The sequence below is a fragment of the Bacteroides stercoris ATCC 43183 genome, from assembly GCF_025147325.1.
Taxonomy (GTDB): Bacteria; Bacteroidota; Bacteroidia; order Bacteroidales; family Bacteroidaceae; genus Bacteroides; species Bacteroides stercoris.
The window spans coordinates 3061682-3081906 of sequence record NZ_CP102262.1 but is presented as its reverse complement, the minus strand read 5'-3'; the positions used below and the strand labels follow the sequence as shown (position 1 = coordinate 3081906).

The following is a 20225-nucleotide window of genomic DNA, read 5'->3' as shown; positions in this document are numbered from 1 at the left end:
ATTTCACGAATTACACAGAGTTCGCAGAAACAGAAAAAATCAAGTAAATCCGTGAATTCCGTGTAATCCGTGCCTAAAAAAATCATCGGGTATATTTCACTACCCTATTCGAAGCACCCGTAGCACGTAGGCAGCAGTTTGCGGTCGCCCAACGTATTGTCCACCCGTGCCACGTTCACCCAGAATTTGTTGTCGCGTACGCTTTCTATCGGATAGGCGGCTTTCTGCCGGGTATAGCTGTGCTCCCATGTATCGGCCACCACTTCGTATTCGGGATGCGGGGCATTTACCAGCACATTGTCGGTCTTGTCCGCTTCGCCGTTCTTCACTTCCTGAATCTCCTGCCAGATGGCGAGCATTACGTGTACGAAGTTATCCAGTTCGGCAAGGCTTTCGCTCTCCGTGGGCTCTATCATCAGCGTGCCGTGAACGGGGAAGGAGAGGGTAGGCGCATGATAGCCGTAGTCCATCAGTCGCTTGGCGATGTCGTTTTCGCTGATGCCCGTTTCCTCGTGCACCTTGCGGCACTCCAGTATCATTTCGTGGCCGACAAAGCCGTTTGCCCCGCGATAAACGATGCCGTAGGTATCCTTGAAGCATGCAGCCAGGTAGTTGGCGTTCAGGATGGCCGTTTGCGTGGCGCGTGCCAGCCCTTCCGCACCCATCATGCGGATGTAGCCGTAGGTGATGGGCAGGATGCCCGCGCTGCCGAAGGGTGCTGCCGCTACTTCATTGGCGGCATTGCCGAACAGTCCGTGCCCCGGCAGGAACGGAACCAGATGCTCTGCCACGCAGATAGGGCCTACGCCCGGTCCGCCGCCGCCGTGAGGAGACGCGAATGTCTTGTGCAGGTTCAGGTGGCATACATCGGCGCCGATAAATCCGGGGTTGGTCAGCCCCACCTGGGCATTCATGTTGGCGCCGTCCATATACACCTGCGCGCCGCAGGCATGGATAATCTGGCAGATTTCCACGATTTCCGTTTCAAAGATGCCGTGGGTGGAGGGGTAGGTAATCATCAGCGCGGCAAGGCTGTCCTTGTTCTCTTCGGCTTTGGCGCGGAGGTCGGCCATGTCAACGTTGCCCTGTTCGTCGCAGGCGCAGGTAACGGTGGTGAAACCGGCCTGGACGGCGGAAGCCGGGTTGGTGCCGTGTGCCGAAGCGGGTATCAGCACCTTGTTGCGGTGTCCCTGCCCGATGCTCTCCTGATAGGCGCGGATTACGCGCAGCCCCGCATACTCTCCGGCAGCGCCGGAATTGGGTTGCAGGCTTACGCCGGCAAAGCCGGTTATCACTTTCAGTTCCTCGCTGAGGTTGTGTATAAGCTCGCGGTAGCCTTCCGCCTGGTCTTCGGGAACGAGCGGGTGCATGCCCATGAATTCCGGACGGCTGAGGGGCAGCATCTCCGCGGCGGCGTTCAGCTTCATGGTGCACGAGCCGAGCGAAATCATGGAGTGCGCCAGTGAGATGTCCTTGCGGTCCAGCCGCTTGATGTAGCGCATCATCTCCGTCTCCGTGTGGTATTTGTTGAACACCTCGTGCGTCAGGTACGCGCTCTGACGGCGGAACGCTTCCGCAATGGTGCAGCTTTCGGGGATGTCGGCGGCTTTGGTATAGTCCTTTCCGGCGGCGATGCCGAAAATGGAGAGCAGTACGTTTACTGCGGCGAGGTCGGTGGTTTCGTCAATGCTCATGCCCACGTCGCCGTTCTTGAAGTAGCGCAGGTTCACTTCCTTGCTCAGGGCTACGGTGCGCACCTGCTGTGCCGATACATTGTCGGGCAGGGCGAAGCGGAGCGTGTCGAAGTATTGGGCGTTCATCTGCCTGTATCCTAATTTATTGATTTCCTTTTCCAGGAATGCGGCGATGCTGTGGATGCGTCCGGCAATGGTGCGGATGCCTTCCGGCCCGTGGTATACGGCATAGAAGCCTGCCATCGTGGCCAGCAATGCCTGTGCGGTACAGATGTTGGAAGTGGCCTTCTCGCGTTTGATGTGCTGTTCGCGGGTTTGCAGCGCCATGCGGTAGCACAGTTTTCCGTATTTGTCTTTGGACCAGCCGATGATGCGTCCCGGCATGTTGCGCTTGTACTCGTCGCGTGTGGCGAAATAAGCTGCCGACGGGCCGCCGTAGAACATCGGCGTACCCAGCCGCTGGGTGGTTCCGAATACGATGTCCGCTCCCCATTCTCCCGGCGGGGTGAGCAGGGCGAGGCTCAGTATATCGGCGGCAACTGCCACTTTGCAGCCTGCGGCGTGCGCTTTCTCCACGAATGCGCGGTAGTCTTCTATGTTTCCGCCGGCATTCGGATACTGCACAATGCAGGCAAAGGTGTCGGGCGTGAGTTCCGTTTCGCCGTACTTGCCCGTGCGTATCCGGATGCCCTGCGGGATGGCGCGGGTGGTGACAACGGCAAGTGTCTGCGGGAATACGCTTTCGTCCACGAACACCACGTTGGCTCCCGACTTCTGCATATCGCGCGGGCGCAGGGCGTACATCATCGTCACGGCTTCGGCGGCGGCGGTTGCCTCGTCCAGCAGGGAGCAGTTGGCAAGGGGCATGCCGGTGAGGTCGCATACGGCGGTCTGGAAGTTCAGCAGGGCCTCCAGGCGTCCTTGCGACACTTCGGTCTGGTAGGGCGTATAGGAGGTGTACCAGACGGGGTTCTCGAACACGTTGCGCTGGATTACGGCAGGCGTCACGGTGTTGTACCACCCCATGCCGATGTAAGTGGTGTAGAGTTTGTTTTTGGCTGCCAGTGCCGAGATGTGCTGTCCGAACTCGTATTCGGTCATGGCTTCGGGCAGTGCCAGCGGTTCTTTGAGACGGATATTCGCGGGGATGGTTTTATCAATCAGCTCGTCCAGGCTGCTCACTCCGATTTTGCGGAGCATCTGCTCTTCGTCCTTTTTGCTGATGCCGATGTGGCGGTTAGCCAATAGGTCGTTTTTCATAACGGTAATGATTTAGAAGTTTATTGTTTTCGCCGCAGGGGGCGGACCGGTACTTGCGTCTGCTACGGAAGGGCCGGTGTCCTGCGCTTTCTGCGGCGGGCTTTTTTATCCGGAGAACGGGGGGAGGCTTACCTGAAGAACGGGTTCTCCGCCTTTTCGGTGCCGATGGTTGTGGGGGCTCCGTGCCCCGGATAGACAACCGTTTCGCTGGGCAGTATGAACAGGCGGCTGCATATATGTTCTATCAGTTCGTCGAAGTTGCCGCCGGCAAGGTCGGCACGGCCGATGCTGCCCTGGAACAGTACGTCGCCGGAGAACATGCAGTGCTCTGCCGCGCAGTAGTACACCAGGCTGCCCGGCGAGTGTCCCGGCACGTGGATGGCTTCCAGCTCCGTATGGCCGAAGGTGATGATGTCGCCGTCGTGCAGGTAAGTGCCCAGCGGTACGGGCGGTTCCGGCAACTGGAAACCGAACATGCGGCTTTGCTTGGGTGCTTCGTCAATCCAGAACTCATCCGCCTGGTTGGCTTCCGCTTTCAGTCCGAATTCTTTCAGCATGAAGGGGTTGCCGAAGATGTGGTCCAGGTGCAGGTGCGTGTTCAGCAGGTGCTTCACTTGCAGCCCGTTGCTGATGATAAAGTTCTTTAAAGCCTGTTTCTCTTCTTCGTAGAAACAGCCGGGATCGATAACTACGGCTTCCAGGGTTTCGTCCCACAGCACGTAGCAGTTTTCCGGGAACATGTTAAATTCAAATCTCTTTATCTTCATGGCGTATATATAGGCGTTTAATTCGATATGTTGTTTGTTACGGTTTCTAAAGTGCTACATTAATTTTCTAAAGTGCTACATTAGCTTTCCAGAGTGCCACTTCTGCTTTCCAGAGTGCTACATTAGCTTTCCGGAGTGCTCGTTCAGTTTGCCACGTACACCACCTTTTTGGTCTCGAAGAACTCTTCCCCGAAGAATTCCTTGAGGTTCCACATCGTGGTTTTGTTCTTCACGGGCATCGTCTCTCTCTCCAGCTCTCCGCCTTTGAGGCAGATGAGTCCGTTGGGCAGTGCGTTCTGCTGTTTGGGCGAGATGTTCTTGCGGATTATTTTCAGCAAGTCGGTAAGGGGCATTACGGCACGGCTCACCACGAAGTCGAACAGTTGCTTTTCCTCTTCGGCGCGTGCATGGCGGGTGGTTACGTTTTTCAGTCCGATGCTGCCGGCTATCTCGGTGGCCACGCGCACTTTCTTGCCGATGCTGTCCACCAGGTGAAACTGCACTTCGGGAAAGAGTATCGCCAGCGGGATGCCCGGAAAGCCGCCTCCCGTGCCTAAGTCCATGACTTTCGTACCCGGCTTGAAGCGGATTACCTTGGCTATGCCCAGGGAGTGGAGCACGTGGTGCTCGTACAGGTTTTCAATGTCTTTACGCGAGATGACGTTTATTTTGGAGTTCCAGTCCGTATAGAGGTCGTAGAGGGCGGCGAACTGCCTTTTCTGCTCCTCTGTCAGGTCGGGAAAGTATTTCAGGATAAGTTCCATTGTTGTGTTATGAGTTATAAAAGTTATGGGTTATGGGTTGCGCACGTCGTTCAGCGCCATTGTTTCGTCGCTCAGCAGGTGCTGCATCATTTCGTACGGTAGTGTTATCTTTACGGGGCCCATTACGTAGGGGGCGATGTCGTAGACATTGTAATAGAATGTGATGCCGTCCTTGCCCAGGTAGAAGTTCTCGGTAGGCGTGAGGTCGCCGGTGGTGACGTATCCCATATCTTCCAGTTCCTGGCGGGTGGCTACTTTGTTGTCCGCCATAAGCTGGTTCCAAAGGAGGTCGGTGAGCTGCTCCTTGTAGTCGCCGGCAAACAGGTCGTCCAGGCGGATGGGAGCGAGTGTGCGCAGGTCGAGGTTGAGGAAAGTGGACATATAGATGCCGTGTGCGCCGCCGGTGTATTCGTTGTAGTCGATGCGGTAAACGAGCAGATGTCCGGTGTACAGTTGCACATGGCTTTCGATGCCTTTATAGTAGGAGTACCATGCCCCTATCTCTCCGGCATTCTCCTTGTCCTGCTCGTCTTTGCGGTACATCGGTTCCAGGTCTTTGCGGTAGTCGCCCACGTACTTTTCGGTGTACTTCTTTACGGCTTCTTCGGGAGTCATGCCCATGTACTTCTCGCCGAAGCAGGCGGAGAGGAAATAGGTGTTCAGGCTGTCCTTCATCTTCTCGTCCGAAGATTGGGAAGCATACGCAAGGTTAATGATGAGGTTGCATGCCGGCTTGGCGGTATCACCGAAGAGATGGGCGGTTTCGTTCACTTGTATGCTGTCGAACTCCAGCGCTCCGGCGTTTTTGTTCATGGTGTTACCACAGGAAAAGAAAAAGCCGCTTGCCGCAAGCAGAAGGACAAGTAGGCTGACAGTTTGTTTTTTCATATTGGATTTCGTTTATAAAACAACATTTCATTCAGGAAACTTTATCGACAAATATAGAACTTATTAGTGAACTCCACGCATAAAAAGGAAAAAAATAATCCCGGCAGGCGGTTAAAACTTCCTATCTTCGGCAATCCCCGCCCGTGCGCCTCACAAGACGGATATTCCCGTTCCGCAATGCGCGCCACAGCTTGCGTACGGGCCGGAGGGGAAGGAGGAATTGAACAAACGCTCCGTTCCGGTTGTTTACTAAGTTCAGAGTAACAACCCCCTAAAGTTTATATAGAATGAACAATATATTGAAGAACGTATGTTCTGCGCAGAAACTGCACGGCGCGGAACATGCCGGTAGTATGGAACAACGTGAGATGGAAGAACGGAACAGCCGGTACCGCTGCCTGAAGATGAAGGCCGCCGCCGCGTGGGCGCTTGCCGTATTGCTGTCGCTGCTTTCCGTCTTCGGCGGTGAGGTGCCCTATGTCAACGAAATACAGATGTCGCTGGCTGCCCTTGTGCTGCTGTTTCCGGGAAACGCTTTCTATGCGGCCGCCCGGAAGCAGCTTTGTGCGGGGCGCATCGGGCTGGATACGCTGATTGCCTTCGGCGCTTCCGTTGCTTTCCTTTTCAGTCTGTTCAACACGTTCTTTCCGGACTATTGGATCAGGGTGGGGCTTCACCCGTATGTCTACTACGAAGTGGCGGTGCTGGTTGTAGCGGTGGGGCTCACCGGCAAGGTGTTCCGCTTCCTGCCCGAAGAGCGGCACGGTGCAGACCGCATAGCCCGGATTTTCTTTCCCGTCCTGGCGGGAACGGCGGTTGCCGTGTTTTTTATCTGGATATTCTGGGGCGGCATGACCGCTGTGCCGCATGCGTTCTATGCGGTCATTTCCGTTTTTATCGTCGCCTGCCCGTGTGCGCTGGGGCTGGTCGCTCCGCTTGCCCTGACGCGCGGCATAGGCAGGGCTGCCGATATGCACATCCGGATAAAGGACTCCCTGGCGCTGGAGCGGCTGGACAAGGCCGATGTAGTGGTCTTTGACAAGACCGGCACGCTGACCGAGGGGCAGCCTACGGTCACCGCCTGGCTGTGGGCGCAGTATCAGGAAGAGGATTTCAAGCGGATATTGCTGGCTACGGAAATGAACTCGCCCGACCCGCTGGCAGCAGCCATTACCGCCGCCCTGCGCGAAGAACGCATAACTCCCGCACCGCTGGACGGCTGCGGGGTGCTGAAAGGCAAGGGGGTGAAATCCCTCTGCAACGGTACGGAATATTGGGTGGGCAGCCATAAGCTGCTGAAAGATTATCGGGCTTATCTTTCCGATGTGCTGGGAGATATGCTGGTGGAGTATGAATCGGAGGGAAACAGCATCGTTTACTTCGGGCGTGAGGATGAGCTGCTTGCCATAATAGCCGTCAAGGACAGACTGAAAGCGACCGCTTCCGGGGTAGTCAAAGAGCTTAGGGGGCAGGGGCTGGACATCTGTATGCTGACGGGCGACGGTGAGCGTACCGCTTCGGCCATAGCGGGGAAGCTGGGCATCATCCGTTACATGTCCGACGCCCAGCCGGAGGATAAGGAGGCCTTTATCCGCGAACTCCGCTTGCAGGGGAAGAAGGTGGTTATGGTGGGCGACGGCGTCAACGACGCACAGGCGCTGGCTGCCGCCGATGTAAGTATTGCCGCGGGTGCAAGTGCCGGTGATGGGCTGGCAGACAAGGCTATGATAGTGATGAAATCCGCCGATTTGCAGTCGCTCCCCCGGCTCTTCGGCCTGTCCCGCCATACGCTCCGGCTGATGCGCCGTAACTTTTTCCGGACAACGGCCTTTCATCTGGCAGGCGTGCTGGTAGCTGCGGGCATTCTCTATCCGGTGTACGGAATACTGTTGACGCCCATGCTGGCTGTAACGGTCATAGCGCTCTCCTGCATCATGCCGGTGAAGGGGTAGGGGGTTAGCTGTTTCTGTATTCCAGCGGGCTCATTCCCAAGTGCCGCTTGAAATACTTGCCGAAGAACGAGGCGCTGGGGAAGTTCAGCGAATAGGCTATCTCCTGGATGGTCATGTCCGTGGATTTCAGCTTGGCTTTTATGTCGATGATGACGACATGCGCAATGAGGTCCAGCACATTCTTCCCGGTCACCTGCTTGATGGTGGTGCTGAGGTGTTGCAGCGATATGCCCAGCTTCGCGGCATAGAACTGCGCGCGGCGTTCGGTGGTGTAGTTCTCGATGACCAGTTGTATGAACTCACGGCAGATTTCCTCTTTCCGGCTTTTAATCCTGTTTTGGGAGTCGGGACGGTTGCTGTATAGCTCGTTGACACCATAAAGCAGGGTGTCCAGCACGTTCTGCGCCATTCGCGTCTTGGGCATGTACGGCCCTGTGGATATGCGGGCAAGCAATGCGAAGTAATCCCGGAAATAGGAAGCGAGGGTTTCGTTGAGCGGTATCACGGGAGCTTCTATAATCTTGGAGTACGAGCTCATGGTGGACTGGATGATGTTGACTCCGTTGAGGCAATGTTCGGAAAATCCGGCAAAGCAGATGCGCACTTTCTCCTTCTGCCCGTGAAACTGGATGATGGTGCCCGGAAGCAGTATGATGAAGTCGCCTTGCTTGATTTCGGTATCTATAAGATTGATGGATACCGTGATGGAACCTTCGGTGCACAAGGCGAAGATACATGCCTTCAGCCGGCACGATTGCTTGTAGATGTTCAGGATGTCTTCCGTGACATCTGTCCATGCAATCAGGTCTACAGGGAGGTCGACGTGTGGAAATTCCATAAGCGTTGTCGTTTTTGGTCTGTGCAAAGTTACACTTTTATTTTTCAATCTCCGCCTTTTTGAAACAACAATGTCCCGGCGCAATGTTTCATGGTGGTCAGGATTTGCTCTACCGTGCATCGGATGCGGGCTGTGGCCCAATCCTGGCGCATGGCTTGTTCAAGGCTCACCGGAGCGTTTATGATGGAATATATGCCGATAAATCCCATCTCTTTAAGCTCCCGGCACATCGCTACAGACCCGCCTATGGCGATGACGGGGATTCCTTTCCGTGCGGCATGCCTCAGCACTCCTGCTGCTGTCTTTCCCGCTGCTGTCTGGGCGTCTATCCGTCCCTCGCCCGTGATGACGAGGTCCGCTCCTTCGAGAAGCGAGTCGAATGCAATGGCGTCGAGCACCATTTCAATCCCTGCGGTCAGCCTGGCATTTAAAAAGGCTTTGAAGGCGCCGCCTAATCCGCCGGCTGCACCGGCTCCGCTCAGGGGGACTATGTCGGTCTGGAACTGTCCGGCTATCACCCGGGCGAAGGAACGCATGCCGCGGTCCAGGGCTTCCGCGGTTTGAGGGTCCGCTCCTTTCTGGGGAGCAAAGACACGGGCAGCTCCGTCCGGTCCGCAAAAGGGGGTGTTGACATCGCAAGCCACGATAAATTCGGACTCCCGTGCTGCGGGCATCAGAGACGACATGTCTATCCGGACAATGGATTCCAAATCCCTGCCGCAGCCTTTCAGCCTTTGTCCGCGGCTGTCGAGAAATCTCACTCCCAATGCGGAGAGCATGCCTGTGCCCGCATCGTTGGTGGCGCTGCCGCCTATTCCGACCAGGAATTTGCGGCATCCTCTGTTCAGCGCGTCAGAAATCATCTCGCCGGTTCCGTACGTAGAAGTAATCCACGGGTTCAGTTCGTCGGGAAGCAGGAGCGGCAGTCCGCTGGCGGCAGACATTTCCATAACGGCGGTTTTCACGCCGCCTGACCTTACAATGCCGTAGGCTGCCTTTACCGGTCTGCCCAAGGGGTCTGTAACGGAGGCTGTGTACATAGCTCCTCCCACCGCTTTGACAATGGCCTCTACGGTTCCCTCGCCCCCGTCCGCCACACCGGCTTTGACGACATTGCACTGCGGGAAAACATCCTTGATTCCTCTTTCCACGGCATCGGCCACTTCGGCCGAAGTCAGGGAGCCTTTGAACGAGTCCGGTGCTACAACGATTTTCTTCATGCTCTTCAATTTATATTATATATATAATGTGGCAACAAAATTATAAAATAGGGGGGAGGTAATGCATGCTTTCGTCCGAAAAATAATCTTCGTGCCTTGACGATGGTCAGATTATGAAAAAAGCCTGCGCCCGGGATGCTTGTATAATTCCGGGATTTCGTATCTTTGCATGGACCGGATGAAGCTCCGGACATGTGCTCCAATCATGCCACGTGCGGTTGGGCGGTAAAATAGTATGTTTGTCTTATGAAACTGGAAATATCTGATTGGAAAACCGTTCCCTACGCCGAGGCGTGGGACAGGCAGACGGCGTGTTTCGATGCGCTTGTGCATGCCAAGCAGGCAGGAGAGGAGTATGTGAACCGTATCGTACTCTGCGAACATCCGCATGTATATACATTGGGACGCAGCGGTAAGGAAACCAATATGCTGCTGGGCGAAGAGCAGTTGCGTGCCATAGGCGCTTCGCTCTATCACATAGACCGGGGCGGCGACATCACTTATCACGGGCCGGGGCAGCTTGTGTGCTATCCTATCCTGAACCTGGAGGAGTTCTCTCTGGGCTTGAAAGAATATGTGCATCTGCTGGAAGAAGCCGTAATCCGCGTATGCGCTTCCTACGGGATAACCGCCGGGCGTGTGGAGAAAGCCACCGGCGTATGGCTGGACGGAGATTCGCCGCGTGCCCGTAAAATCTGCGCTATCGGTGTGCGCAGCAGCCATTATGTTACGATGCATGGCCTGGCGCTCAATGTCAATACGGATTTACGCTATTTCAGCTATATCCATCCTTGCGGGTTCATAGACAAAGGGGTGACTTCACTTCAAAAGGAGCTGGGACGGGAAGTGCCGGCAGACGAAGTGAAACAGCGGCTTTGCCTTGAACTGAAAGGCATGCTTGAAGGCAGGCGGTAAACCGAAGAATTTCCACCAAATGTTTTGCCAATACAAAAAACTGCCATATCTTTGCATTCATTAATCGGGAATGTCCGGAAATGTATCTGTTTCATCCGTTTGCGGCTTCCCGAAGGCTTATTGATCACATAACTGTTTCAACGTTCTCTTTCTGTGATAGTGGGGAGCTTTGGGATAATATGGATGCAGACTAAACTATTGACTATAATTGCATTACATGAATTGACCGGAAAGAGTGCTCTTGAACCGGTGTCCCCAAAGAACGTCCTTTTCACAAGGTGGTGTTTTCCTCAAACTCTTACAATCCGTATTTTGTAATGCCCGGTCCGTCAGACAATAATCAAGCAGAATTGCAGCACGCCCCTGTGTGTCAGTCCCACAAGGATTGCCAGTTGCACTGGTATGCCGTCCGCGTAACATACAGCCGCGAATTGTCCTTGAAGGACTATCTCGACAAGGAAAATATAGAGAATTTCATCCCCATGCGCTACGAGTATGTCATAAGGAACGAACGCCGCGTCCGCAAGCTCGTTCCCGCCATACACAACCTGGTATTTCTCCGTTCCACCCGTTCCCGTATCGATGAAATCAAAAACAATCCGGTTCTGAACATACCGGTACGCTATATCATGAACCGTGAGACCCATCAGCCGGTTATTATTCCGGATGCGCAGATGCGCAGCTTCATACTGGTTGCAGGCACGTACGACGAGGCCGTCATCTACGTGGAGCCGGAAGAACTGAAACTGGTGAAAGGAACCAAAGTACGCATCACGGGCGGAGTTTTCGAAGGAGCCGTGGGCGAGTTTGTCCGTCTGCGCCACGACCGCCGTGTGGTGGTAAACATAGAAGGCGTCATGGCAGTAGCCACTACATTTATTCACTCTTCGCTTATAGAACCGATAGGTGTAATCTGAAACACTTGTAATTCAATAATTTATTTATCAGTATAAAAATGAACGAACACGTTTCATCTTTGTACGTCCGTGCCCATGAACTCTTGAATCTGGGCATGGACGGCAGTCCCATTTACAGCGATCACTTTGCCCGTCTGAATCGCGAAGTTTACGAGCAAGCGCTTGATTTGTACAACACCTTGGAAGGCAACACGCCGGAAGAGGAAGCCGAACTTTGCCTCTCCATTCTCGTAGCCCTGAATGCCACATTCTACGACAATGGCCGCAAGCAGCAGTATATCCAGCGCCTGCTCGACCGTTGCCTGAATGTTCTCGACAAGCTTCCGGATTCGCTTCTGAAAGTGCGTCTTCTAACCTGCTGCTACGGCGAGGTATACGAAGAAAAACTTGCCGCTGAGGCCCACTCCATTATCAATACCTGGGATATGGCTTCTTTGACGCCGGAGCAGAAGGAAATCATCGGCGAGTTGAAGAATATGGAAGAGAATCAATACCCTTTCGAGATTATAGATTGATTCTGCCTGACAATTTTCCTCTCTCTCCCTGTCAGTAAGCGTTTATGTTTTTCAGCTATCAACCGCTAATTACTAAACAACAGTTATTGCCGTGAACTTCATTTTTATTATTCTTACCTTTCTGATATCGGCAGTTATTGCCCGTATTCTGATACCGCGTATCCTATTGATATCCCTGCGCAAAAAACTTTTTGACATACCGGATGACCGTAAGATACATAAGAGAGCTATCCCGCGGTTGGGGGGCGTATCATTTTTCCCCACCACCCTGTTTGCTTTCTGCCTTGTCTATGCTTTCCGCCTGCTGGACGGTAACAGCATTTCCACGCTCTATGCCAGCTATCTGCTTCCGGAACTTTTGCTGTTTGCCTGCGGCATGACGCTGCTCTACCTGACGGGCATTGCCGACGACCTTGTCGGTGTGCGCTACCGCCAGAAGTTTGCCATCCAAATCTTCTGTGCCTGCCTTTTCCCCTTGTCGGGACTTTGGATAAACGATTTGTACGGCCTGTTCGGCATACACGAGCTTTCGGCTTATGTCGGCATACCTTTCACTGTGCTTACGGTGGTCTTCATCACCAACGCCATCAACCTGATAGACGGCATCGACGGTCTTGCCTCAGGCTTGAGCAGTGTGGCATTGCTGGTTTTCACCTTCCTGTTCATCAGCAAGGGCCTGTGGAGCTATGCCATGCTTTCGGCCGGTACTTTCGGCGTGCTTGTGCCGTTCTTCTATTACAACGTGTTCGGCAGTGTGGAGCGTGCCCGCAAGATTTTCATGGGCGATACGGGAAGCCTTACCTTGGGCTATACCCTCAGTTTCCTTGCCATAAAGTACAGCCAGCACAACACGGATATCATGCCTTACACCGAAGGCGCCTTTCTCATAGCTTTCAGCACCCTGATTATTCCGGCGTTCGATGTGGTGCGTGTCGTCCTGGTCCGCATCCGCGAGGGACACAGCCCTTTCGAGCCGGACAAGAACCATATCCATCATAAACTGCTGGCGATAGGGCTGTCGCCGCGAAGGGCGATGCTGAGTCTGCTCTCCATGTCCTGCGCTTTCAGTGCGGCCAATATCCTGTTGGTTCCTTATATAAACAATACGGTGCTGCTGATTGCCGATATTGTGATTTGGGTAGGATTGAATCTGTGGTGGGATTATTTGAGAGATAGGAAACGATAGATGATTGCAAATACAGTGAAGAAAATAAGTGAGTAAACCTTAGGTATTTCCGATATTTAGGTTTATTTTTGAAGAAAATTAAGGAGCGATGAACGAAGCCAAGTTGTATAAGAATCAAGAGCCGGAGCCTCAATCAGCCAATGAGGCTGCTATGGCATACGAATCGTCCTGCCGCAATGTGGATGATTTCATAGCTTCTTTACCTAAGGAGATGATGCGTAATTTAGTGGATTTTGCCATAGAAGAACAACGTGCAGGGCATTGTATTCCCAATTCACAGGTAGATGAGATGATTAACCTGCGAATGGGATGGAAATAGTATGGCTGGCTTCTGCCATAGAAGATTTCGTTTCTTTGCTGGAGAAGGTAGATTCTTTATTTGGAAAGGCAGTTGCAACAAAAGTAAAATACAAGATTTCATCTCACATAAATCTGTTGGCTTCTTTCCCTTGTATGGGAATGCGCGATTTCTATTTTTCAGATGATAAATACGATGTCCGTTATTTGATAAATACTCCTAATGTTATTTATTATGCCATATCCCGAAACGAGATTTTGATTATTTCTATTTTGGATACACGGCAATCTCCGGAGATGATTCGTCATACCATAGCAGAAATATTAAAACAGTCAAGATAGTTGGCATTGTTCGGAAGCCGGTTCTGATGCTTCCCCAAACATAAATATGCAAATCTTAGTTTGTCCATAAACTTTTAAAATTAAGTCTTTATTTTGAGTTATTGAGTAAGCCCTCTGTTTAGGCTTCTCCTTTAAAAGCGATACTTTTGCTACAAACTAAAATGTTATGTATAACAGTGAAGGACTAAAAGATTTTATTTCAAGTACCAAACTTGGGTTCTATCAGAATTTAGTTTGAATGATGGGCAGCAGAAGTTTGCTATTCAATGCAATAATTCACTTCATTATGCCAGTGATGTTGAAGTTGAGATAACGGTAATTTATCACTTTCCAAGGGTATTTAATAGTTGTCATGACTTTGTTAACACGACAGCTGATAAAATCTTTAGCTACAAGCTAATATCAAAATCAAAACGTATTAATTAGTAAAAAACGATTGGAGTGCTTTACAAGTGTTCCCGAAGGCGTATGCAATTAATAGAGTGCTTACTTCCTTTTTCACGATATGTTCAAATTTAGTGCTAACATAATAACTAACTTATATAAAATTTATGAATAAGAAAGTTTATATTGGTATGACCGCTGACATTATGCATCCCGGTCTGATCCATATCATTAATGAAGCCACCAAATATGGCGATGTAATAGTTGGTCTTTTGACAGACAAGGCCATTGCAGAACATAAGCGCCTTCCTTATCTGACATACGAGCAGCGTAAAGAAGTGGTGGAGAATATTAAGGGAGTTTCAGAAGTAATCCCTCAGGAAGAGTGGAGTTATGTTGATAATTTAAAACGTATCAGACCGGACTATATCATTCACGGCGATGATTGGAAAAACGGTCCTTTGCGTGAAATTCGTGAACAGGTATTTGAGGTAATGAATGAGCAAGGAGGAAAGGTGATAGAAATACCATATACGAAAGGTATAAATTCCTCTTCTCTTGATAAAGAGATAAAATCTATTGGAACAACTCCTGATATTCGTTTAAAAACTCTTCGCCGTTTAATAAATGCTAAACCGATTGTTCGTATTCTTGAGGCGCATGATGGTCTTTGCGGACTTATTATTGAGAATCTTGAAATCCAGAAAGGTGATAAACGTGAAGTTTTTGACGGTATGTGGTCCAGCAGTTTGACTGATTCTACCAGTAAAGGTAAACCGGATATTGAGGCCGTTGACCTTACAACTCGTTTGCAGGATTTGAATAATATCCTTGAATGTACTACTAAACCTATCATTTTTGATGGCGATACAGGTGGCAAGATAGAGCATTTTACATTCACAGTTCGTACGCTTGAACGCCATGGTATTTCTGCGATTATTATCGAAGATAAAGTAGGATTGAAAAAAAACTCTCTTTTTGGTACTGATGCAATTCAAACTCAAGATACGATTGAGGGTTTTTGTGCGAAAATAAAAGCAGGTAAGGAAGCGCAGGTTACTCAGGATTTTATGATTATTGCCCGTATTGAAAGCCTTATTGCCGGCAAACCTATGAGTGACGCTTTGGAACGCGCCTATGCTTATGTTGAAGCGGGTGCTGATGGTATTATGATTCATAGTAAAAATAAGTCCGGTGAAGATATCAAGGAATTCTGTCTTACTTTTCGTCAGAGGTATGCCCACGTTCCTATTGTTGTTGTTCCTACTACATATGATCATATTCACGAAAGCGAACTTCGTAAGTGGGGGGTGAATGTGGTAATTTATGCCAATCACATGCTTCGTGCTGCTTATCCGGCCATGATGCGGGTTGCATGTACTATTTTGGAAAACGGACGAGCTCAGGAAGTCCGTGATTTATGCATGCCTATTAAAGAGATTTTGGAATTGATTCCTGGTACTAAATAATATATTTACAGTATGCTGAATGTCGAGAAAGTCTTTAATCTTTTTCTTGCCCACGGTGTAGATTTTTTTACCGGGGTTCCCGATTCTTTGTTGAAGAACATTTGCGCTTATATTACAGATCATGCTTCTGCTGGCAAACATATCATTGCCGCCAATGAAGGTACTGCTGTTGGTATTGCTGCAGGATATTATATGGCTTCCGGTAAACTACCTTTGGTATATATGCAAAACTCAGGTTTGGGTAATACGGTGAATCCGCTATTGTCTCTTGCCGATGAAAAAGTTTACAGTCTTCCTATTTTATTAATGGTTGGCTGGCGCGGTGAGCCTGGAACAAAAGATGAACCTCAGCATAAAAAGCAAGGTGAGGTTACTTTGGATTTATTGGAAGCTATGAAAATTCCCTATATCATTCTTGACATGGATGAAGATGAAGCATTGGCTCAGATTCATGAAGTTATTGTGTCTGCTTATGAGAAATCTGTTCCTCATGCCATAGTGGTCCGTAAAGATACTTTTGATAAATATAAACTTCAGAAAAAGCAGAACAATGTTTATCCTTTATCTCGCGAAGATGCATTGAAGCTGGTTATAGATCATTTACACGAAACAGATATTGTCGTTTCTACTACAGGCAAGCTCTCACGTGAATTGTTTGAATACCGTGAGGTCAAAGGACATGGACACAGTCGTGATTTTCTTACTGTAGGCTCTATGGGACACAGTTCTTCTATCGCTTTGGGAATTGCTTTAAAACATCCCGAGCGTAAAGTTTACTGTCTAGACGGTGATGGTGCTTTTATTATGCATATGGGCGCTATTAGTAATATTGGCAGTCTTTCTCCTGCTAATTATTATCATATTCTTTTTAATAATGGTGCTCACGAATCTGTTGGGGGGCAGCCTACATTGGGTTTCCAACTTGATATTCCTGCAATAGCAAGAGCCTGTGGCTATCGTCATGCATTTTCTGTCACTTCAGAGTCTGAAATACAGGAAGCTTTACAACATTTACAATTGTTAGATGGTCCCGTACTGCTTGAGTTGAAGGTAAAGATTGATTCTCGTACAGATTTAGGTCGTCCTACTACTACCACACTGGAAAACAAGGAATGTTTCATGGAATTCCTCTCGCATAATGAATAAAGATAAATTTGTTATATTATCCGATATTCACGCAAATTTAACAGCGCTAAAAGCTGTCTTGTCTGACATTCAAGCACAGGGATATTTGCCGGATGCAGTTGTTATATTAGGGGATATCATTAACTACGGGATGCGTCCCAATGAAGTGATTTCAGAATTAGAGAAACTTTCCTACCCTGTAGTTGTAAATCTGATGGGAAATCACGAAAAGGCTTTGCTTGATGGTGATTTGAGCCATTTTTCTACGGAACGTGGTAAACAAATGCTTCAATATACTTCTTCTATTCTGAGCGAAGCCTCTCTTTTATACATAAAAGAAAATATGATTTCAACAGGATTACATGCAATAGAGTGTCAGGGCAAGCATCTATTGTTTCTTCATGGGAGTATAAATGATGTTTTTTGGGGAAAATTAGGACCTGATGCCTTTTCCAATATTTATTATCGTAATTATGACTATGTTTTTTCGGGGCATACCCATCTTCCTCATAATATGTCATGTTTTTATCCGGATGAATGTCCTCGCTTGCGTAATAAGAAAAAAACAGTTTTCATAAATCCCGGTTCTGTAGGACAACCACGCAATCAAAATCCTTGTGCCCAATATGTTTATTTTGAACTATCGACAGGCAAGGTACATTATAATGCGGTAAAGTACGATGTTGAAGCAGAATATCGACTATATCCGGATTTTTTGGATGTGTTTTATAAGGAACGTTTAATTCTTGGAGTTTAAATTGGATATGAAGAATTTATATGTAATAAGCGGCGTTACCGGTATGACCGGTAATGAACTTGCCCGTCAACTTTTGAATGACGGGCATACTGTTATTGGCTTTGACAACTTTTTTGCAAGTTCTATAGATGCTGTGCAAGATATTGTGAACAATAAGAATTTTCTTTTCTATGAGTATGATTTGAATAATGTGGAGCAAATGTCTGAAATATCTCGTTTAGTCGGGAGGATTCAGCAGGATTATGCAAGGACTATATATATTAATTGTGCGGCCGTAGTACATACAGAACATTTTTATGAGGTTGAGCATACATTTACAACAAATGTCGTATCCATGCGCTCTTTTTTGCAACAGGCAATTTCTGTACATGCCGATACTTATATCAATTGTTCTACTTCGGAAGTTTATTCCATGCAATCCTGGAATGAATGCGGTGGAGTAAAGGAAGATGATTTTTTGCTGCTTGCCACAGCTGAGCACAGTCAGAGAACCAGCTATGCCGTAGGGAAATTACTTACCGAATTCTTTATGAAAGATGCGGTGGATAAAGGGCTGATAAAAGGTTGTTCCATTCGTTTTGCCAATGTTTATAGTAATCATGAGCGTTTTGCCAAACACATAATTCCTCATATCATAGATAGTTTATCGAAAACCGGTGAGGTTATATTATTAGAAAATTCAAAAAAGAATATGCGTTCTTTTCTGCATAATATAGATAGCTGTCGTGCAGTTTTAGAGTTGATGGCTTCTACCTCTGCATTGGACGGTACAGTTTATAATGTAGCTACGGATGAAGAAGTTTCAATTATTGATTTAGTGAAGCTGATAGCCGATAAGTTGAATATTGCCGAACCTATAATAAAGTTTGAGGGGTATCGCGCTTCTGATCCGGAACGTAGGATATTGGATACTGATAAAATTCGCAAACGTACAAACTGGAAACCTGTAGTTTCATTATCGGAGGGGTTGGATATGTGTGTACAAAATCTTTCTAAATACAGATGAAAGCTTTAATAATAACAGTAGCGGGCACAGCTACCCGATTCAATAAGGATACTTCTCGAGATACCTTGAAGTGTCTTTATTTTCAGGAAAATCCTCGATACTCATTGCTTTATCAGATTTTGGATAAAGCCCGTAGTCTTGACAAATATATAATTGTAGGCGGATATTTGTTTGAAGAACTGTCCGCTTTTATAAATTGTAATTTGCAGGAATTCAAAGATAAGATAGAGTTGGTCTATAATTCTCATTATGAAGATTACGGATCGGGATATAGTTTGATAAAAGGAATAGAGGCTGTTCCATCGGAATGTGATGAAGTAATATTTGTGGAAGGAGATCTGTTTTATGATGGAGGTAGCTTCGAACAGGTTATTTCTTCAAACAACAATGTTATTACAGCTAACCGTGAATTTATTACTTCCCGAAAATCCGTCGTTTTATATGTAGATATGAACGGTCATATACATTATCTTTATGATACCAAGCATTTGTCGTTAGAGATTGCAGAACCGTTTCAAGCCATATATAATTCGGCACAAATCTGGAAGTTCCTTTCTGTCGAGAGATTATCAGGAGTCATAAGAAACCTGATTCCAACCCAAATTCGTGGTACTAATCTTGAAATTATTCAAGGTTATTTTGGAAGTTTACCTTTAGATACTATGCAGTTTGTCCCTGTTGATACATGGTATAATTGTAATACTGTATCTGATTATAATATTGTTTATTCATTAATAAAACAACATGAAATCAATAAATGAGAAATTGGCTTTGCTACAGGCCAAAATGAAAACTGATACTCCCGTAACTATTATGATAATAGGCTTGGGCAGTGTAGGAGTGTACTTGTTAGATTATTTGATAAGCCTGTCTGACAAGCGCTTGCACATAGTGGTTGCAGGTCGTAATGCAGAGAAAATGCAGAAGGATGTCAATATTGTGAGAACGGCAGCTGCTATTCGCGGTCAGTTACGAAGCAAGATAGATGTGGAGGCAGATTGTAATTTGGAAGACGTTTCATCTATAGCATTATGTTTAGACAAATGGCATCCTGATTTTATAATTAATAGTAGCCGTGTTTATTCGGGGTTAAAGTATGGAAGCCTTTCTTGGAATAATTTGCGTGCTTATGGAATTTGGACTCCTTTGTCCATTCGTTATGCCCGTAATATTATGAAAGCGTATGAAGCGGCAGACTGCAATGCTATATCTATAAATACTTCTTATTCAGATGCCGTAATTCCTTGGCTGAAATCAGCAGGGAATGCCTATTTTGATTTTGGAAGCGGTAATTTGAATCATTTGATTCCGAGAATGAAATTTTACATTGCTGATAAATATGGAATAGAGAATCTGAATGAGATTGATATTACATTGTGCGTAAGTCATTTTCATGATGTTGTGATTAGTAAGGAAGGGCATTCCGAAGGGGTTGATATATTGTTGGATGTTCGCTATCGGGGTGATTCTCTGCCTATAGATAAGGATGCTTTATTAAAAGCTTGTATGATTCCTATGCCTGTTGACCAAAAGCGTAATATGATGAATGCTTCCAGTAATTTCAATATCATATATTCCATATTGGATGCTATTTCTAATAAAAAGAAGGTGAAAATTCATACTCCTGGAGTAAACGGTGAAATAGGTGGTTATCCCTATATAATTGATGCTACCGGTTCGGTAGCAACGTCATATTTTGACACATCTATCTTTTCTATGGAAAAGATGCGTATGATTAATAGAGAGTCTATTTATCTGGATGGAGTTGCGGATATAAAAGAAGGTAATCTTTATTATACACCGGAATTGGTGGAAAAAGTGAAGAACGTTTGGGGTAAAGATTTGCCGTTAGAGGTTCATTTTAATGATATTGATGAAGTAGGACAATATATTATTGACAATATAATAAAGCCAGCTACTAACTGTTGA

The 20225-nt window shown here is 48.0% G+C and carries 19 protein-coding genes; 13 read left to right on the top strand and 6 right to left on the bottom strand.

Annotated elements, in window-relative coordinates:
* Positions 1 to 104 precede the first annotated feature (104 nt).
* From gcvP to NQ565_RS12790, 4 genes are all read right to left on the bottom strand, one after another.
* On the bottom strand, positions 105 to 2954 hold the full coding sequence (gcvP, locus tag NQ565_RS12805) for an aminomethyl-transferring glycine dehydrogenase (protein WP_005653642.1): 2850 nt from the start codon (positions 2952 to 2954) through the stop codon (positions 105 to 107).
* Positions 2955 to 3082: 128 nt separating this feature from the next.
* A complete protein-coding gene (locus tag NQ565_RS12800) occupies positions 3083 to 3721 on the bottom strand; it encodes an MBL fold metallo-hydrolase (protein WP_005653644.1) in 639 nt (212 codons plus the stop codon).
* Positions 3722 to 3864: 143 nt separating this feature from the next.
* Complete coding sequence (gene rsmG, locus NQ565_RS12795) at positions 3865 to 4485, bottom strand: 16S rRNA (guanine(527)-N(7))-methyltransferase RsmG (protein WP_005653646.1); 621 nt, start codon at positions 4483 to 4485, stop codon at positions 3865 to 3867.
* A 30-nt stretch (positions 4486 to 4515) separates the two neighbouring features.
* A complete protein-coding gene (locus NQ565_RS12790) occupies positions 4516 to 5373 on the bottom strand; it encodes a DUF3298 and DUF4163 domain-containing protein (RefSeq protein ID WP_005653648.1) in 858 nt (285 codons plus the stop codon).
* 287 nt (positions 5374 to 5660) lie between these two features.
* Here NQ565_RS12790 and NQ565_RS12785 point away from each other — a divergent pair, with 287 nt between their 5' ends.
* Positions 5661 to 7325, top strand: coding sequence for an HAD-IC family P-type ATPase (locus NQ565_RS12785; RefSeq protein WP_005653653.1), 1665 nt, complete (start codon positions 5661 to 5663; stop codon positions 7323 to 7325).
* A gap of 4 nt (positions 7326 to 7329) precedes the next feature.
* On the opposite strand, the gene NQ565_RS12780 is transcribed toward NQ565_RS12785, so the two are convergent.
* On the bottom strand, positions 7330 to 8163 hold the full coding sequence (locus tag NQ565_RS12780) for a helix-turn-helix domain-containing protein (RefSeq protein ID WP_005653655.1): 834 nt from the start codon (positions 8161 to 8163) through the stop codon (positions 7330 to 7332).
* 44 nt (positions 8164 to 8207) lie between these two features.
* The gene (locus tag NQ565_RS12775) at positions 8208 to 9383 is read right to left on the bottom strand and encodes a glycerate kinase (RefSeq protein WP_005653657.1); all 1176 of its coding nucleotides are present in this window, start codon (positions 9381 to 9383) and stop codon (positions 8208 to 8210) included.
* 246 nt (positions 9384 to 9629) lie between these two features.
* On the opposite strand from NQ565_RS12775, the gene lipB reads away from it, so the two are divergent.
* The 12 genes from lipB (at position 9630) to NQ565_RS12715 (ending at position 20225) form a co-directional block, all read left to right on the top strand.
* Positions 9630 to 10298, top strand: coding sequence for a lipoyl(octanoyl) transferase LipB (lipB, locus tag NQ565_RS12770; RefSeq protein ID WP_005653663.1), 669 nt, complete (start codon positions 9630 to 9632; stop codon positions 10296 to 10298).
* Between the two features lie 317 nt (positions 10299 to 10615).
* Positions 10616 to 11215: a UpxY family transcription antiterminator gene (locus tag NQ565_RS12765; RefSeq protein WP_016662914.1), complete on the top strand. Its 600-nt coding sequence runs from the start codon at positions 10616 to 10618 to the stop codon at positions 11213 to 11215.
* Between the two features lie 38 nt (positions 11216 to 11253).
* Complete coding sequence (locus NQ565_RS12760; RefSeq protein WP_005653675.1) at positions 11254 to 11730, top strand: UpxZ family transcription anti-terminator antagonist; 477 nt, start codon at positions 11254 to 11256, stop codon at positions 11728 to 11730.
* A gap of 91 nt (positions 11731 to 11821) precedes the next feature.
* Complete coding sequence (locus NQ565_RS12755) at positions 11822 to 12916, top strand: MraY family glycosyltransferase (protein WP_040315603.1); 1095 nt, start codon at positions 11822 to 11824, stop codon at positions 12914 to 12916.
* 88 nt (positions 12917 to 13004) lie between these two features.
* Positions 13005 to 13235 (top strand): hypothetical protein, encoded by a 231-nt coding sequence (locus NQ565_RS12750; protein ID WP_005653683.1) that lies wholly within the window; start codon positions 13005 to 13007, stop codon positions 13233 to 13235.
* Complete coding sequence (locus tag NQ565_RS12745; protein ID WP_005653685.1) at positions 13226 to 13555, top strand: type II toxin-antitoxin system RelE/ParE family toxin; 330 nt, start codon at positions 13226 to 13228, stop codon at positions 13553 to 13555. The genes NQ565_RS12750 and NQ565_RS12745 overlap by 10 nt, the downstream gene beginning before the upstream one ends.
* A 551-nt stretch (positions 13556 to 14106) precedes the next feature.
* Positions 14107 to 15408 (top strand): phosphoenolpyruvate mutase, encoded by a 1302-nt coding sequence (gene aepX / locus NQ565_RS12740; RefSeq protein WP_005653687.1) that lies wholly within the window; start codon positions 14107 to 14109, stop codon positions 15406 to 15408.
* A gap of 12 nt (positions 15409 to 15420) precedes the next feature.
* Positions 15421 to 16554, top strand: coding sequence for a phosphonopyruvate decarboxylase (gene aepY, locus NQ565_RS12735; RefSeq protein WP_005653689.1), 1134 nt, complete (start codon positions 15421 to 15423; stop codon positions 16552 to 16554).
* Positions 16547 to 17290, top strand: a complete 744-nt coding sequence (locus tag NQ565_RS12730; protein ID WP_005653691.1) for a metallophosphoesterase family protein — start codon at positions 16547 to 16549, stop codon at positions 17288 to 17290. Before aepY ends, NQ565_RS12730 begins: the two co-directional genes overlap by 8 nt.
* 7 nt (positions 17291 to 17297) lie before the next feature.
* The gene (locus NQ565_RS12725; protein WP_034536326.1) at positions 17298 to 18296 is read left to right on the top strand and encodes an NAD-dependent epimerase/dehydratase family protein; all 999 of its coding nucleotides are present in this window, start codon (positions 17298 to 17300) and stop codon (positions 18294 to 18296) included.
* The gene (locus NQ565_RS12720) at positions 18293 to 19057 is read left to right on the top strand and encodes a DUF6564 domain-containing protein (protein WP_005653695.1); all 765 of its coding nucleotides are present in this window, start codon (positions 18293 to 18295) and stop codon (positions 19055 to 19057) included. Before NQ565_RS12725 ends, NQ565_RS12720 begins: the two co-directional genes overlap by 4 nt.
* The gene (locus tag NQ565_RS12715; protein ID WP_005653697.1) at positions 19041 to 20225 is read left to right on the top strand and encodes a hypothetical protein; all 1185 of its coding nucleotides are present in this window, start codon (positions 19041 to 19043) and stop codon (positions 20223 to 20225) included. The genes NQ565_RS12720 and NQ565_RS12715 overlap by 17 nt, the downstream gene beginning before the upstream one ends.

Bases quoted from the DNA above. Each gene is read 5' to 3' on its own strand.
- NQ565_RS12745 (WP_005653685.1), top strand. From the start codon at position 13,226: ATGGAAATAGTATGGCTGGCTTCTGCCATAGAAGATTTCGTTTCTTTG.
- rsmG (WP_005653646.1), bottom strand. From the start codon at position 4,485: ATGGAACTTATCCTGAAATACTTTCCCGACCTGACAGAGGAGCAGAAA.
- NQ565_RS12750 (WP_005653683.1), top strand. From the start codon at position 13,005: ATGAACGAAGCCAAGTTGTATAAGAATCAAGAGCCGGAGCCTCAATCA.
- aepX (WP_005653687.1), top strand. From the start codon at position 14,107: ATGAATAAGAAAGTTTATATTGGTATGACCGCTGACATTATGCATCCC.
- NQ565_RS12730 (WP_005653691.1), top strand. From the start codon at position 16,547: ATGAATAAAGATAAATTTGTTATATTATCCGATATTCACGCAAATTTA.
- NQ565_RS12760 (WP_005653675.1), top strand. From the start codon at position 11,254: ATGAACGAACACGTTTCATCTTTGTACGTCCGTGCCCATGAACTCTTG.
- aepY (WP_005653689.1), top strand. From the start codon at position 15,421: ATGCTGAATGTCGAGAAAGTCTTTAATCTTTTTCTTGCCCACGGTGTA.
- NQ565_RS12720 (WP_005653695.1), top strand. From the start codon at position 18,293: ATGAAAGCTTTAATAATAACAGTAGCGGGCACAGCTACCCGATTCAAT.
- NQ565_RS12785 (WP_005653653.1), top strand. From the start codon at position 5,661: ATGAACAATATATTGAAGAACGTATGTTCTGCGCAGAAACTGCACGGC.
- NQ565_RS12775 (WP_005653657.1), bottom strand. From the start codon at position 9,383: ATGAAGAAAATCGTTGTAGCACCGGACTCGTTCAAAGGCTCCCTGACT.
- NQ565_RS12800 (WP_005653644.1), bottom strand. From the start codon at position 3,721: ATGAAGATAAAGAGATTTGAATTTAACATGTTCCCGGAAAACTGCTAC.
- lipB (WP_005653663.1), top strand. From the start codon at position 9,630: ATGAAACTGGAAATATCTGATTGGAAAACCGTTCCCTACGCCGAGGCG.
- gcvP (WP_005653642.1), bottom strand. From the start codon at position 2,954: ATGAAAAACGACCTATTGGCTAACCGCCACATCGGCATCAGCAAAAAG.
- NQ565_RS12715 (WP_005653697.1), top strand. From the start codon at position 19,041: ATGAAATCAATAAATGAGAAATTGGCTTTGCTACAGGCCAAAATGAAA.
- NQ565_RS12780 (WP_005653655.1), bottom strand. From the start codon at position 8,163: ATGGAATTTCCACACGTCGACCTCCCTGTAGACCTGATTGCATGGACA.
- NQ565_RS12725 (WP_034536326.1), top strand. From the start codon at position 17,298: ATGAAGAATTTATATGTAATAAGCGGCGTTACCGGTATGACCGGTAAT.
- NQ565_RS12765 (WP_016662914.1), top strand. From the start codon at position 10,616: ATGCCCGGTCCGTCAGACAATAATCAAGCAGAATTGCAGCACGCCCCT.
- NQ565_RS12790 (WP_005653648.1), bottom strand. From the start codon at position 5,373: ATGAAAAAACAAACTGTCAGCCTACTTGTCCTTCTGCTTGCGGCAAGC.